Below are 13,410 nucleotides of genomic sequence, written 5' to 3'. Positions count from 1 at the left end.
GCCCTTCGGGGGTCCGCATTCGGCGGCAGGCCCGTGGAGTGTCCACAGAGGACTTTTGCTGTGGGGGTTCGCGGGCGCCGGTGCGGTGGGCCGAGGAAGTGGCCCACCGCACCGGGACTGCCCGCTACTCCTCGCCGCCGAAGTCGTCGCCGCCGTCGAACACGTCGTCCACGACCTCGCCCAGCACCATGCCGCCGACGACGCCCGCCGCGACACCGCCGACCATCGCGCCCATCCCCGGACCGCCGTGGTGCCCGTGGTGGCCGTGGTGCCCGTGCACGCCGTGGCCGCCGCGCTCGGCGACCTGAGCCATCCACTGCCCGATGGCGGACGCCCAGTCGGTGTTCACGGCGTCGGCGTGCGAGGCGTGGAAGCGGCCGAACGCGTCGGAGCCGGACGAGAACATCCCGCCCCGCTTGTCGGCCTCCAGCACGACGACCAGCTCGTGCGGGCTGGTGACGAAGGTCAGCTCGACCTGGTTCACCCGGCCCGCGAACTGCGCCGGCGGGAAGAACTCGATCTCCTGGTAGAAGCCGAGTTCCTGGTGCACGCCGTGGATGCGGCCCGCCTCGACGTCGGCGCCGCGGAACTGGAAGCCGAGCTGCCCGAACGCGTCGAGCACGCGGTCCTGCGACGGCAGCGGCCCGACCAGCACCGGGTCGAGGTCGCCCTTGTCGGGCGCGCCGGAGATCACCAGCTCGGTCCGCACGCCCACCGTCATCCCGGGCAGCGGCTGCCCGCCGACGGCCGTGATCGGCGTTTCCCACGGCAGCGGCAGCTGGAACGGGACGGACACCGGCCGGCCGGCCGCGATCCGCACGTCCTGCGCGACCTCGACGCGCAGGAAGTCGGCCTTGCCGGCGAACTCGTGGTCGCCGTGCTCGACCTCGACCCTGGTCACCAGGGACAGCACGATCCGGTCGATGCGGGCGTCGCTGCTGCCGCCCTGGATGCGCACCTGGCCCGTGATCACCTGGCCGGGCTGCGCGTGCGGCGAGTCGAGCACCGTGTCGACGGACGGTCCGCCGACACCGAAAGCGCTGAGCATCCGCTTGAACATGAGGTGGTCTTCCTCCGTGGAATCCGGTCGGTCAGTTCGGTTGGTCGGTCTCGTCCTCGAAGTCGCCGATCAGCTCTTCGAGGAGGTCTTCGAGGGCGGCGATGCCGATCACGCGGTCGTCGGCGTCCGCCACCAGCGCCAGCTGCGCCCGTTCGGCGCGCATCGCGGTGACGGCGCTCGCCACCGGCAGCGTGGCGGACAACGTCAGCGGCGTCGTCATCAGGTCGCGGGCCGGTGTGTCGGCGCCCGTGGCGGTCGCGCGCACGGCCTCCCGGATGTGCACGAGCCCGACGAACCGCCCGTCCCGGTCCGTCACCGGGAACCGCGACCGGCCGCAGTCGCGGCTGCGCTCCTCGACCGCCCGCGCGCCGGTGTCCTCGGTGACGGTGACCGCGTCCGCGACCGGCACCATCACCTGGGCCACGGTCGTCTGCCGGAGCTGGAGCATGCGCGTCAGCAGCCGTCGCTGGCCTTCCGGGATCAGGCCGTGCTCGGCGGACTGCCGCACCAGCATGCGCACGTCGTCCGGGTGGTGCTCGGGGGCCAGGTCGTCCTTCGGCTGGACCTTCAGCAGGAGCAGCAAGGCGTTCGTCGTCGCGTTCAGTCCGCTGAGTACCCACCGGACGGTGTGCGCGAAGGCCCGGAACGGCAGCGCGAGCAGCAGCGCCGACCGCTCGGGGCGGCTGATCGCCCACGACTTCGGCGCCATCTCGCCGACCACCATGTGCAGGAACACCACCAGCAGCAGGCTGATCACGAACGCCGTCGCGGACGACAGCCCGGCCGGCAGGCCGACCGCCCGGAACAGCGGGTCGACCACGTCCGCGACCGCGGGCTTCGCCAGCGCGCCCAGCCCCAACGTGCACAGCGTGATGCCCAGCTGCGCGCCCGCGAGCATCAGCGACAGCTCGCGCACACCAGCCAACGCGGCCCGTGCCGCCCGGCTGGTGTGCGCGGCCTCCTCCAGCCGGTGCCGCTTCGCCGCCATCAACGCGAACTCGGCGGCGACGAAGAAGGCGTTGGCCGCCAACAGGACCAGCGACAGCGCCAACGACCACGACGTGCTCATCGCCGTTCCCCCGTGGCGTTCGCCGGCGCGGTGGTCCGCAGTCGGACCCGGCTCGCCACGTGCCGCGCGACGGCTTCCACCCGCACGGACACCGGGCCGATCACGACCTCGTCGCCGACGTCGGGCGTGCGACCGAGGCGGTGCATCAGGAGACCGGAGACGGTGTCGTAGCTGTCGTGCTCGGGCAGCGCGATGCCGGTGGTGTCGGCGATCTCGTCGATCCGCAGCCGTCCGGGCACCTCCCAGCCGTCGGCGCGCCGTTCCACGGTGTCGCGCGGCACGTCGTCCTCGTCGTGGATCTCACCGACCAGCTCCTCGGCGAGGTCCTCCAGCGAGACGACGCCCGCGAAGCCGCCGAACTCGTCCACCACGCACGCCAGCTGACGGCGTTCGGCGCGGAGCCGTTCCAGCACGGCCGGCAGCGGCAACGTGGCGGGCACGACCAGAGCGGGTGAAGCGATGTCGCCCACCGGTGTGGTCGCACGACGTTCTGGCGTCACGGTCAGCACTTCGGCCAGCCCGACGACGCCACGCAGGTCGTCCAGCCCGTCGCCGGTGACGGGGAAGCGGGAGTGACCGGTGTCCAACAGCTCGACCACGCGCGCGGCGGGTTCGTCGGCGCGAACGGTGTGGACGGAGACCCTTGGCGTCATGGCCTGGTCGGCGACGAGGCCCCTGAAGTCCAGGCCGCGGTCGAGGAGGCGCGACAGCTCGGCGTCCAGGTGACCGCCCGCCTCGGCTTCGCGGATGATCTGCCGGAGGTCGTCCGTGGTGGCGCCTTGCGGAAGCTCCTCGACCGGTTCGATGCCGACCGCGCGGAGGAGCCGGTTCGCGGCCGCGTCGAAGAGCCGGATCACCGGGCCCGTGACCTTGAGGTACGCGAGGGTGGACGCGCTCAGCGCCTTGGCGAGGGTTTCCGGTTTCGCGATGGCGAGGTTCTTGGGGAACAGCTCGCCGAGGACCATCTGGACCGCGGTCGCGAAGGTGAGCGCGAGGGCCATCGACAGCGACACCGCGAGCGCGGGCGGGAGGCCCGTGACGCCGAGCACGGCGGCGAGGCCGTTGCCCAGGAGGGGTTCGGCGACGTAGCCGGCGAGGAGGGCGGTCACCGTGATGCCGAATTGGGCGCCGGAGAGCATGAAGGAGAGGCGGCGGGTGACGAGGTAGGCGCGGTGGGCGGCCTGGTCGCCGTGCTCCGCCTGCTGGCGGAGGCGGCCCCGGTCGACGGCCAGGTAGGCGAACTCCTGGGCGACGAAGTAGCCGGTGGCGACGGTGAGGAGGACGATCGCCAGCACGCCGGTGATGATCAACATGGTGCGTTCAGCCGGGCCGGACCCGGCCGGTTACTACAGCCGTCTGACATACTTCACACTAACACGTGGGACTGTACGGTTGGGGGTGTGGCGAGGTGACGGAGGTCCTGCTCAAGATCGGCGAGTTGGCGGCGCGGGCCGGCGTCAGCATCCGCACCGTCGACTACTACACCAGCCTCGGCCTGATCGCGCCAGCGCGGCGCACCACCGGCAACTACCGCCTCTACGCCCCCGCCGACGTCGAGCGCATCCACCTCGTGCAGCGCCTTGAGGTCCAGGGCGTCCCGTTGGACGAGATCGCCGCCGCCTTCAACACGCGTGAGGCCGACGTGGCCCCGATCTTGGAGCGGATCGACGAGGACCTGCGCGCGCTGCAAGCCGCAGTGGAATCGGCGCCGCCCGAGGCCCAGGGCGTCCTGGCCGCCATCGCCTCCCGAGTCCACTCCCTGATCGCCCTGGCCACCCAGATCCCCCCACTCCCCTGACCCTCGTCATCCCCCCGACCCCGCACCCACGCGTAGGCGCGGGTCACGGGGCGGGGGTTGGCGCTGGTTCGGTGTGGACGGTGACGGCGGTCAGGCGGGGGACGGCGCGCTTCAGGTGGTGCTCGACCTCGTGGGCGATGTGATGGGCTTGGCCCACGGTCAGGTCGGGCGCGACGGCGATCGCCAGCTCGGCGCGGAGGACGTGACCCGTCCAGCGCATCTTCACGCGGTCCGCCCGGATCACGCCGGCCACCTGGGTGGCGGCTCGTTCGGCCAGGTCGACCGAGGCCGGGTCCACGGCGTCCAGCAGGCGGCCGAAGACCTCGCTCGCGGCGTCTCGCAGGACGAAGAGGATGGCCACGGTCATGCCCAGGCCGACCAGGGGGTCGGCCGCGGGGAAGCCCGCTGCGACGCCGACGCCGCCCACCACCACCGCGAGTGAGGTGAAGCCGTCGGTGCGGGCGTGCAGGCCGTCGGCCACCAGCGCGGCCGAGCCGATGTCCCGGCCGATGCGGATGCGGTAGCGCGCGACGAGTTCGTTGCCCAGGAACCCGACCACGCCGGCGGCCGCGACGACCCACACGTGCCGCACCGGCTGCGGGTCGAGCAGGCCGCGCACCGACTCGTACCCGGCGTACACCGCGGACGCGGCGATCACCAGCACCACGACGACGCCCGCCAGGTCCTCGGCCCGACCCAGGCCGTAGGTGAAGCGACGGGTCGCGGCGCGCCTGCCCAGCACGAAAGCGATGGCCAACGGCACGGAGGTCAGGGCGTCGGCGAAGTTGTGGACGGTGTCGCCGAGCAGCGCCACCGAGCCCGTGACCACCACCAACGCGGCTTGGGCGACCGCGGTCACGAAGAGGGCGACGAACGAGACCACCAACGCCCGCATGCCGCGCTTGCTGCTCTCCAGCGCGCTGTCCACGCGGTCCGCCGAGCGGTGACCGTGACCGTGCCCGTGGCCATGTCCGTGACCACGTCCATGACCGTGGCCGTGGCCGTGGCCGTCGTCCTTGTGCCCTCTGAGTCTCACTGGTCCGCCTCGTCCGCATCGGGTTCCACGCCGGGCCTCGCGGCTACCAGCCTACCTGCGCAGTCATGCAGATACGCAAGTAGGTAGGCTGTCGCCCATGCACACCGCGCTGTCGGACTTCGACATGCCGAACGACGAGCAGGTCCACCTGGCCGCCGAGTCGTTCCGGCTCCTCGCCGACCCGACCCGGATCAAGGTCCTCTGGGCGCTGCTCCAGGGCGAGTCGTCCGTGGCCTGCCTGGCGGACCTCGCCGGCGCCGCCCCGACCGCGGTGAGCCAGCACCTGGCGAAGCTGCGCCTGGCCGGTCTGGTGAAGGGCCGGCGGGAGGGCACGTTCGTCTACTACTCCGCCGCCAACGACCACGTGAAGTCCCTGCTGGCGCAAGCGCTCTTCCACGCCGACCACGTCGACCGCGGCATCCCGCCCGCCGACGACGCCGAGCAAGAAGTCGCCCATCACCGCCAGTGACGCGGCACGCCCTGGCGACCCGGTACCCAGGTGACCCGGTGCGCGGCCGGCCAGGTCAGGCAGGTCGGGCGACGCAGGCCGGGCGTGTCAGGCGACGCATCAGGCATGGCACGAGACGTCGGGGGACGTTGCGAAGCGTTGAGGAGGGGGCGTGACGGTGGTCGGCGACGGCACGGTGGAGGTGTTCGATCCCGGTCTCGCCGATGAGGCGGACCTGGCCGCGTACTACCGCGTGGTGCGGGACAGTCACGACGAGCCGGACGAGCCGGCGCCGACGTACGACGACGTCGTGGAGCGGTTGCGCAATCCGTTCCCCGGTGTCGGGCCGGCCGCGCACTGGGTGGTGCGCGAGGGCTACGGGATCGTGGCGTTCGGGTACGCGCGGTTCCCCGAGGAGGAGAACCGGCGCCTCACGGTCGCCACGGTGGTCGTGCACCCGGACTCACGGCGGCGCGGTGTGGGCACGCGGCTGCTCCGGGCGACGCTCCCCCACCTGCGCGCACGGGGGCGCACCGTCATCGAGGGCTGGCGGGTGCCGGACGGCGGCACGGCGGCGCGGTGGGCCCACGGCATGGGTTTCCGGACCGTGCGGGTGTTGGCGGTGCAGGCGTTGACGGTCGCCGAGGCTGATCGGTCGCGGTGGCCGGACGCGCTGCCCGACGGCTACCGCGCGGTCCGGTGGGTCGGTTCGGCGCCGGAGGACGTCGTGGCGTCCTACGCCGCCGCGCGGAGCGCGATCCACGACGCGCCGACCGGGACGACGGAGTTCCGCGCTCCGGAGTGGACGGTCGAGCGGGTCCGGGCGGCCGAGGCGGAGCTGCGGCGGGAGAACACCGAGCAGCGAGTGGTGGTGGCGGTGCACGAGGCCACGGGCGCGGTCGTCGGGTTGACGGAGGTGGTGCTGCTGCCGCACGGGCCGCGGACGTCGTACCAGGGCGACACGGCGGTCCTCGCGGCGCATCGCGGCCACGGGCTGGGGTTGGCGCTGAAGGGCGTGATGGCGCACTGGCTGGTGTCCGACCACCCCGACCTGGAGCGGATGGGGACCGTCACGAACGCCGACAACGAGCACATGGTCCGGGTCAACCACCGGCTCGGGCTCGCGACCGTGCGCACGGAACTCGTGATCGCGCACGACATCGACCTGCTGATCGCCCGGTTGGGGTGACCGGCAGGCCGGGTTCATTCACCCGGCCGGGTTGACTCGGCGACGGTCAGCGAGCGGTGAGGAGCTTGTCGTCCGGCACGAGGGCCAGGTCTTCGACCCAGCGGGCGACGGCGGCGGGCTCGGGGCGGAGGGGGCCGCGCAGGCGGGCGAGCACGAACGGCGGCTCGGCGCTGTCGCTCTCCACGGCGACGGCCCAGCCGCGGTCCTCGTCCCAGAGCAGGGCCACGTCGCGGTCCGCGAAGCCGGGCAGGTGCCCGTCGAGCGCTAGGTAGGCGGTGAGGCGGCCGCCGTCGGCTTGCACGTACGAGCACTCGCCGCGGAAGCCGAGCGCGTGCGTCACCTCCGACACGTAGGCACGCAGCGCGCGTACCTCTTCGTCATCGAATTCCCAGTCCACCACGCATCACCGTCCCGCCGCTGTGACACCCCGTCTCGCACCGACCGCTCGGCGCGGTCCGGGGTAGCCCGATCGAGCGTTTCCAAAACCCACAGGACGCAACTTTTCCCCTCTGAAGCTGCTTTGGGTATGCCCGGATCGGGTAGATGTGCTGGTAGAGGGCGCGCGAACGGGTGGAACCGGTGCCGCGGTGTTTCAGGGTCGGGGCGTGCGGACGGCGATCTGGGCGGTGCGGTCGAGGTAGTCGGCGGTGAACGCGCCGGAGACGGCCTCGGTCTCGGCGACCACGACGGTCACGCCGTCGAGCACGTCGGAGTCGTAGTTGAGCGCGGTGAACGGCACGTCGTCCATGCGCAGCAGGGCGCCCGGCAGCGGCGTGATGTCGCCGGTGCCGTGGATGTCCTCCACCCGCTTGAACTCGCGGGCCTGGTCGCGGTCGTCGAACTCGACCCACGCCACGGACACGACGATCGTGCCGCCGCTGTCGTGGGCGAGGGTGAAGAGCATGCGGTCGAGCGCGACGCACGGCGCGGCTTTCAGCAGCTCTTGGACCTGGCCGAACGAGTGGGGCGCGCACTCGCCGTCCGCCCTGGTCGCGCGGTCGACCACGCGCAGGCCGGTGCCCTCCCAGACCTCGTCCGGGTCCGGCACGGACAGCCCGCCCGCACCGGCCGCGACGACGCCCGCCAGCGCCGCGGCCGCGATCACCCCGCCGGAACCCACGCGCAGCCTCCTCCGCACCGCCGAGCCGAACCGCGCCGACCACCCCGTCGACCGGCGTCATCCCCCCGCGAGTACCCGGTTCGACGGTATCCCGCACCCGTCGGTTGCGGACAGCGTCCGGCCCCGAATGCGGGCAGGTCAGGGCAGGGTCGGCAGGTACGCGGGCGCGCGGCGGGCTTGAGCGGCCTGTTCGAACGGCCTGGGCGAGGGCGTCGGGGTTCACCGCGACCACGGCGTTGACCCGGCGGTCGACGGTGTCGATGCGGCGCAGGTAGGCCCGGGTGAGGTCGACCGAGGTGAGGGTGCCCGCGTCCATGCGCCGGACCAGCTGCGGGATGGTGGCCGCGTCCAGGTTCTCGACCGGGCGGCGGGTGGTGGCGTCGGCGGGCCGGGGGCGGTCGGCGGGCCGAGGGCCGGCCGGGGTCCGGTCCGCGGGTCGGGACGTGGTCCGGGGGTCCGCAGGTCGTGGCGCCGGGTGCGGTCCGAGGGCCGCGGGCGGTCGGTGGGCCGGGGGGCGGTCCGAGGGCCGGTCGGATGCGGTCCGCGGGTCAGGTCGGTGCTACTCGCCGTGGTCCGGGTTCGCGGCGGGGTTGGCGATCCGGGCGTGCAGCCGCTCCCGGATCTCGTCCGGCGTGTAGGCGCGGCGCTTGCGCTCCGCGCGGGCGATCACGACGCCGGTCGCCGCGACACCCGCGACACCGGCCAGGCCGAGCAGCTTCCACCAGCGCATCTGCCTAGGCTACCGGGATGGCGGGAACGAAGATCGGTCTGGACGAGGCGGTCGAGCTGACCCGAACCGGCGACGTGTGGCTGTTCCGCGGCAGCTCGGTGGCGGACCGGGCGATCCGGGTGACGACGAACAGCCCGGTGAACCACGTCGGCATGACGGTGGCGGTGGAGGACCTGCCGCCGTTGATGTGGCACGCGGAGCTGGGCCGCTCGCTGCCGGACGTGTGGACCGGCACGCACCACCGCGGGGTGCAGTTGCACGACCTGCGGGACGCGGTGCTGGTGTGGGCGCGGAAGTACGGGCAGCGGGCGTGGCTGCGCCAGTTGGACCGGCCGACGACCGCCGAGGAGGACGACGCCGTGCTGCGGACGGTCGCCCGGCTCAACGGCACGCCGTTCCCGTCCACGGCGCGGCTCGCCTCGCGGTGGTTGCGCGGTCGGCTGCCGAACCTCCGCAAGACCGCCGACGCGACCTTGGAGACCGCCTACTGCGCCGAGGTCGTCGCCGTCACCTACGAGGCGATGGGGCTGCTGCCCGCGGGCCGGCGGGCCAACTGGTACGACCCGGGCCGGTTCTGGAGCGGTGACGAGCTGGACCTGCTCGGCGGGGCGAGGCTGGGCGAGGAGATCGCGGTGGACATCCCGGCCTGATCCCGGCCGCGGGCGACGGACCTGCCGGAAACAGCCCTGTCGAGGGGTTCGCCGCCCTACCATCCGATCGGTGAGCATGCGTTCGAGCGTGGCGTTGGTGGCGATGTCGGTGGCGGTCGTCGTGGCCGGGTGCACCGCGGAGGCGGACGTGGCGCCGGAGCCGACGCCGACCGGGCTGGTCGGGGCGTTGGGGCAGGCCCGGGCGGCCGACGAGTCGTCGGTGCTGGTCGAGTACGGCGACGTGGCCGCCGTGCGGGCGCTGGTGGCCAAGGACGCCGAGCGCTTCCGGCCGTTGCTCGGTTACGGCTACTCGGACCTGGCGGGGCGGGCCGACGCGCTGCCGGAGCTGGTCGGGTTCGACCCGGGCGCGGCCACGACGGCGTTGCGGGTCGGGCAGTCGCCGGCGTGGGCGGGTGTGCTGCGGATGGACGTGGACGTGGCGGCGGTCGAGGCGAAGCTCGCCGCGCTGGGCGGCAAGCGGTCGGGCCAGGGTGTCTGGGTCACCGCCGAGGACGGCGAGGTCGTGCCGGACGGCCCGCTGGCGGAGGCCGGGATCGTGACCGGGTTCCAGCAGGTGCGCGTGGAGGCGGACGCCGTCACGTACGCGCCGACCGGCGAGTCCTTGAAGTGGCTGACGGAGCCGGGTGACCGGTCGCTGGCGGCGGACCCGATGATCGGGGAGCTGGCGCGGTGCCTCGGTGACGTGTCGGCGGCGGTGATCAGCAAGCCGAAGAGCGGGCTGCCGGTGGCGGCGGGCGTGCGGACGACGCCGTCGGGCGAGGCCACGGAGGTCGTGTGCGTGCCCGACGAGAACCCCAACGCGCTGAAGGACCTGGTGCGGACGAACCTCGACGGCGCGCCCTGGTCGACGGTGCTCCCCGGCGCCGCGGTCGAGCAGCCCGCGGACCAGACGGGCGTGGTGCGGGTGCTCGCGCCGGCCACCGCGGACACCAGGGTCGGGCGGGTGTTGAAGGCGTCGCAGCAGGGCGACTTGCCGTCGTTGTTCAGCTGATCGGGGGCGCGGGGGTCGGCAGCCGACCCCGCGCCCCGCCGGCTCACGTCGGCCGCTGGGCCACCCGCTCGCGGCTGGCCTCCACCGAGGAGCCCGATTCGCGCCGCGCCATGCGGCGCAACACGATCGGCGCCACCACGAACCCGACGACCGCCCACGCGCCCAGCGCGGCCACGGTCTCCAGCTCCCGCCAGGAGCCGCCGATCTCGGCCGCCGCGACCGCGTCCGGCAGCAGCGCCGACCGGAGGCCCAGGCCGACCCAGTACAGCGGGAACGCCTGGCCGACCCACTGGGCCCAGCCCGGCAGCGCGGTGATCGGGTAGAACACGCCGGACACCGCGACCAGGGCCATGATCAGCAGCATCACGAACCCGAGGCTCTGGGCGTTGCGGAACAACGCGCCCAGGATCGCGCCCAGCGGCAGGGTCGCGAGCAGCCCGAGCAGCACGACCCACGTCAACGTCAGCCACGTCGACGCGCGGCCCGGTTGCAGGCCGTCGAACGCGAACACCGCCGGCACCAGCACGAGCACCAGCACGGCGACCGTCATCGCGGCCTTGCCGAGCACCTTGCCGACGACGTACCCGAGGACGCCGTTCGGGGTCGCCCTGGCGCGCAGCAGGGTGCCGTCCTCGCGGTCCATGGTCAGCGCCATCGCCAGCCCCATGAGGCCGGTGAACACGGCGTTCATCGCGAGGATGCCCGGCACGGCCTGCGCGCCGAGCGGGAAGTCCACGCCGGGCGCCGCGCCGTCGCCGAACGCGTGCATGACGACCAGGGCCACCACCGGCAGCCACAGCCAGCCGAGCAGCTCGCCGACGTTCGTCATCGTCTGGGCGAACTCGATCCGTCCCCGCCGCACGCCCGCGCGCACGGCCACCGCGCGGGCGTTCACGCGCTCACCAGCTCGGACTCGCGGACCAGCGCCAGGTACACGTCCTCCAGGCTCGCGCGGCGCACCTCCAGGTCGTCGACGGCCTCGCCGTGCTCGGCGAACAGCTCGCGGACGTACCGGGTCGAGTCGGCCACCTCGACCACGTGCTCGGAGCCGTGCAGGCGGTAGCGCACCTCGGCCTTGCCGGCGATGCGGTCGGCCAGTTCGGCGGCCGTGCCGTCGGCGACGACCCGGCCGGCGACGAGGACGACGATCCGGTCGGCGAGCTTCTCGGCCTCGGCGAGGTCGTGGGTGGTGAGCAGGATCGCGGTGCCGGTGAGGCGGCGCACCAGCGCGTGGAACTCGCGCCGGGCCTCCGGGTCGAAGCCCACCGTCGGCTCGTCCAGGAACAGCAGCTCCGGGCGTCCGACCAGGCCGACGGCGACGTCCAGCCGGCGGCGCTGGCCGCCGGACAGCGTGCCGACCCGGTGGTCCACGTGGTCGGTGAGGCCGACGAGGTCGATCAGCTCGTCGGGGTCGAACGCGCCCTCCCGGTAGGGGGCGTAGAACAGGCTCAGGTAGGACAGCAGCTCCCGCACGCGCCACCGGCTGTGGTCGCGCCACGACTGGAGCACCACGCCGAGGCGGGCGCGCCACTCCTCGTCGCCGTGCTCGGGGTCGACGCCGAGCACCCGCACGTCGCCGGCGGAGCGGGTGCGGAAGCCTTCCAGGATCTCGATGGTGGTGGTCTTGCCCGCGCCGTTGGGGCCGAGCAGCGCGACGACCTCGCCGCGCCCGACGCTCAGGTCCACCCCGTTGAGCACGTCGGTGGAGCCGTACCGCATCCGCAGCCCGCGCGCGTCCACCACCGACGGTTCCCGCTGGTTGTCACCGGTTTTCATGGCTTCAACCGTATCGTTGAAGTGGGTTGTTGAGACTTTTCACGACCGGCAGTGCCGCTGCCTCGGATGGGTGCGGCGTAACCTTCAAATCGTCGTTGAACCCGACTGTGCCGCCGGAGGGCTGTCGTGCCGCTGCGCCCCGTCGACCTCGCCCGCGCGGCGGGCATCTCGACCCAGCAGGTGCGCAACTACCTGGACGCCGGCATCCTGCCGCCGGCCGAGCGGTCGCCGACCGGGTACCGGCGGTTCGACGAGCGGCACCGGGAGGCGTTGACGACGTACCGGGCGCTGGGTCCGGGCTACGGGTGGGACGCGGCTCAGGCCATCATGCGGGCCGTGCACGCCGGGACGCCGGCGGTGGCGTTGGCGCGGGTCGACGCGGTGCACGCGGCCGTGCACGAGCAGCGGCGGGCGTTGCGGGCGACCGCCGAGGCGTTGGAGGCGGTGGCGTCCGGCGCGGGGACCTCCGGCGCGGAGGTGTCCGGCACGGAGACGTCCGGCACGGAGACGTCCGGCGCGGAGGTGTCCGGCACGGAGACGTCCGGCACGGAGACGTCCGGCACGGAGACGTCCGGCACGGAGACGTCCGGCACGGAGACGTCCGGCGCGGCGGTGTCCGGCGCGGAGGTGTCCGGGCACGGCGCGGAGACCGTGCCGCGGGGTGGTCTGCGGGTGAGTGAGCTGGCCGCACGCCTCGGCGTCCGACCGTCCGCGTTGCGGGTGTGGGAGGCCGCGGGCCTGCTGAGCCCGCGACGCGACACCGACCGGCACCGCCGCTACGGCACGGCCGACGTCCGCGACGCGCGCCTGGTGGCGACCCTGCGCCAGAGCCGCTACCCGCTGCCCGCGATCAAGCCGATCATGGACCAGTTCCGCAGCTCGGGCGGCACGGAGGCGCTGCGTGCCGCCATCGCGTCGCGGGAGGCCGACCTGACCCGCCGGGACACCGCGATGCTCGAAGCCGCCGCCGCCCTCCACCGCTACCTCGCCTGGACCGCCGCCCGGGGGTGACGTGGCCTCACGAGGCAGGGGTGGTCAGACCGGCTTCGTGGGCGAGAATGGCGGCCTGGACGCGGTTCGCCACGTCCAGCCGCTGGAGGATGGTGCTGACGTGGGCCTTCACCGTGCCCTCGGCGACGGTGAGGCGGCGGGCGATGTCCTGGTTGGTGCGGCCCCCGCCGACCAGCGCCAGCACTTCGCGTTCGCGCGCCGTGAGGGCGGAGACGCGCCTGCGGGCTTCGTCGTAGCGGGCGAGGCGGCCGCCGCGCAGGTCAACCACGACCCGGTGGGCGATCTTCGGTCACGACGGACAGGCCGGGCAGACCGGTGTCCCGTAACGCTTCGGTCAGGTAGGCGTCGATGGCCTCAGCGGTCGGTTCCGCAGCGGTCAATTCGGCAGCGGTCGGTTCGGCGTGCGCGGCGGCGGGGAGGGGCGGCGTTAGGGCAGCCAGGGCGACGACCACGCCGATCAGGTGGGCTTTCACGGTGGTGAACCTAGGAATCGGCGGGGCGCCGGAACATC

Annotated in this window: 16 protein-coding genes and 1 pseudogene; 6 read left to right on the top strand and 11 right to left on the bottom strand. The window is 73.5% G+C overall.

Going from position 1 to position 13,410, the window contains the following annotated elements; translation table 11 throughout:
- Positions 1 to 124: 124 nt before the first annotated feature.
- Genes ACRAKH_RS10740 through ACRAKH_RS10730 form a run of 3 tightly spaced genes read right to left on the bottom strand, consistent with a single transcriptional unit; the run spans position 125 to position 3,442 of the window.
- Positions 125 to 1,060 (bottom strand): sporulation protein, encoded by a 936-nt coding sequence (locus ACRAKH_RS10740; protein WP_380722132.1) that lies wholly within the window; start codon positions 1,058 to 1,060, stop codon positions 125 to 127.
- Positions 1,061 to 1,091: 31 nt separating this feature from the next.
- Complete coding sequence (locus ACRAKH_RS10735) at positions 1,092 to 2,129, bottom strand: hemolysin family protein (RefSeq protein ID WP_380722130.1); 1,038 nt, start codon at positions 2,127 to 2,129, stop codon at positions 1,092 to 1,094.
- Positions 2,126 to 3,442, bottom strand: coding sequence for a hemolysin family protein (locus tag ACRAKH_RS10730; RefSeq protein ID WP_380722128.1), 1,317 nt, complete (start codon positions 3,440 to 3,442; stop codon positions 2,126 to 2,128). Before ACRAKH_RS10730 ends, ACRAKH_RS10735 begins: the two co-directional genes overlap by 4 nt.
- A gap of 95 nt (positions 3,443 to 3,537) precedes the next feature.
- On the opposite strand from ACRAKH_RS10730, the gene ACRAKH_RS10725 reads away from it, so the two are divergent.
- Positions 3,538 to 3,927, top strand: coding sequence for a helix-turn-helix domain-containing protein (locus ACRAKH_RS10725; protein ID WP_380722126.1), 390 nt, complete (start codon positions 3,538 to 3,540; stop codon positions 3,925 to 3,927).
- Between the two features lie 43 nt (positions 3,928 to 3,970).
- Here ACRAKH_RS10725 and ACRAKH_RS10720 read toward each other — a convergent pair whose 3' ends face one another.
- Positions 3,971 to 4,855: a cation diffusion facilitator family transporter gene (locus ACRAKH_RS10720; RefSeq protein WP_380722124.1), complete on the bottom strand. Its 885-nt coding sequence runs from the start codon at positions 4,853 to 4,855 to the stop codon at positions 3,971 to 3,973.
- 205 nt (positions 4,856 to 5,060) lie between these two features.
- Here ACRAKH_RS10720 and ACRAKH_RS10715 point away from each other — a divergent pair, with 205 nt between their 5' ends.
- Positions 5,061 to 5,432 (top strand): ArsR/SmtB family transcription factor, encoded by a 372-nt coding sequence (locus tag ACRAKH_RS10715; RefSeq protein WP_380722122.1) that lies wholly within the window; start codon positions 5,061 to 5,063, stop codon positions 5,430 to 5,432.
- Between the two features lie 151 nt (positions 5,433 to 5,583).
- On the top strand, positions 5,584 to 6,600 hold the full coding sequence (locus tag ACRAKH_RS10710; protein ID WP_380722120.1) for a GNAT family N-acetyltransferase: 1,017 nt from the start codon (positions 5,584 to 5,586) through the stop codon (positions 6,598 to 6,600).
- A gap of 46 nt (positions 6,601 to 6,646) precedes the next feature.
- Here the strand turns inward: ACRAKH_RS10710 and ACRAKH_RS10705 are convergent, their stop codons facing one another.
- From ACRAKH_RS10705 to ACRAKH_RS10695, 3 genes are all read right to left on the bottom strand, one after another.
- Positions 6,647 to 6,997, bottom strand: coding sequence for a DUF6292 family protein (locus tag ACRAKH_RS10705; protein WP_380722118.1), 351 nt, complete (start codon positions 6,995 to 6,997; stop codon positions 6,647 to 6,649).
- Between the two features lie 195 nt (positions 6,998 to 7,192).
- Positions 7,193 to 7,720, bottom strand: a complete 528-nt coding sequence (locus ACRAKH_RS10700; RefSeq protein ID WP_380722116.1) for a hypothetical protein — start codon at positions 7,718 to 7,720, stop codon at positions 7,193 to 7,195.
- Positions 7,721 to 8,279: 559 nt separating this feature from the next.
- The gene (locus ACRAKH_RS10695; protein ID WP_380722114.1) at positions 8,280 to 8,450 is read right to left on the bottom strand and encodes a hypothetical protein; all 171 of its coding nucleotides are present in this window, start codon (positions 8,448 to 8,450) and stop codon (positions 8,280 to 8,282) included.
- 17 nt (positions 8,451 to 8,467) lie between these two features.
- On the opposite strand from ACRAKH_RS10695, the gene ACRAKH_RS10690 reads away from it, so the two are divergent.
- Positions 8,468 to 9,100, top strand: coding sequence for a hypothetical protein (locus tag ACRAKH_RS10690; protein WP_380722112.1), 633 nt, complete (start codon positions 8,468 to 8,470; stop codon positions 9,098 to 9,100).
- A gap of 70 nt (positions 9,101 to 9,170) precedes the next feature.
- Positions 9,171 to 10,112, top strand: a complete 942-nt coding sequence (locus tag ACRAKH_RS10685; RefSeq protein WP_380722110.1) for a hypothetical protein — start codon at positions 9,171 to 9,173, stop codon at positions 10,110 to 10,112.
- 43 nt (positions 10,113 to 10,155) lie between these two features.
- On the opposite strand, the gene ACRAKH_RS10680 is transcribed toward ACRAKH_RS10685, so the two are convergent.
- Together ACRAKH_RS10680 and ACRAKH_RS10675 are read right to left on the bottom strand one after the other, a co-directional pair.
- Entirely contained in the window at positions 10,156 to 11,007 is an 852-nt protein-coding gene (locus tag ACRAKH_RS10680) for an ABC transporter permease (protein ID WP_380722108.1), read from the bottom strand.
- Positions 11,004 to 11,888 carry an ABC transporter ATP-binding protein gene (locus tag ACRAKH_RS10675; protein WP_380722106.1) on the bottom strand — a complete coding sequence of 295 codons (885 nt, stop codon included), beginning with the start codon at positions 11,886 to 11,888 and terminating at the stop codon, positions 11,004 to 11,006. Before ACRAKH_RS10675 ends, ACRAKH_RS10680 begins: the two co-directional genes overlap by 4 nt.
- 126 nt (positions 11,889 to 12,014) lie before the next feature.
- Here ACRAKH_RS10675 and ACRAKH_RS10670 point away from each other — a divergent pair, with 126 nt between their 5' ends.
- A complete protein-coding gene (locus tag ACRAKH_RS10670) occupies positions 12,015 to 12,899 on the top strand; it encodes a MerR family transcriptional regulator (RefSeq protein ID WP_447009784.1) in 885 nt (294 codons plus the stop codon).
- A gap of 7 nt (positions 12,900 to 12,906) precedes the next feature.
- Here ACRAKH_RS10670 and ACRAKH_RS10665 read toward each other — a convergent pair.
- Together ACRAKH_RS10665 and ACRAKH_RS10660 are read right to left on the bottom strand one after the other, a co-directional pair.
- Positions 12,907 to 13,188, bottom strand: a pseudogene (locus ACRAKH_RS10665) (response regulator transcription factor); the annotation flags it as partial.
- On the bottom strand, positions 13,160 to 13,372 hold the full coding sequence (locus ACRAKH_RS10660; RefSeq protein WP_380722100.1) for a hypothetical protein: 213 nt from the start codon (positions 13,370 to 13,372) through the stop codon (positions 13,160 to 13,162). The gene ACRAKH_RS10660 and the pseudogene ACRAKH_RS10665, both read right to left, overlap by 29 nt.
- Positions 13,373 to 13,410: the final 38 nt, after the last annotated feature.

The sequence above is a fragment of the Saccharothrix hoggarensis genome, from assembly GCF_052936025.1.
Note: the sequence above shows the minus strand (reverse complement) of the source record. Positions and strands in the feature narration are given on the sequence as shown.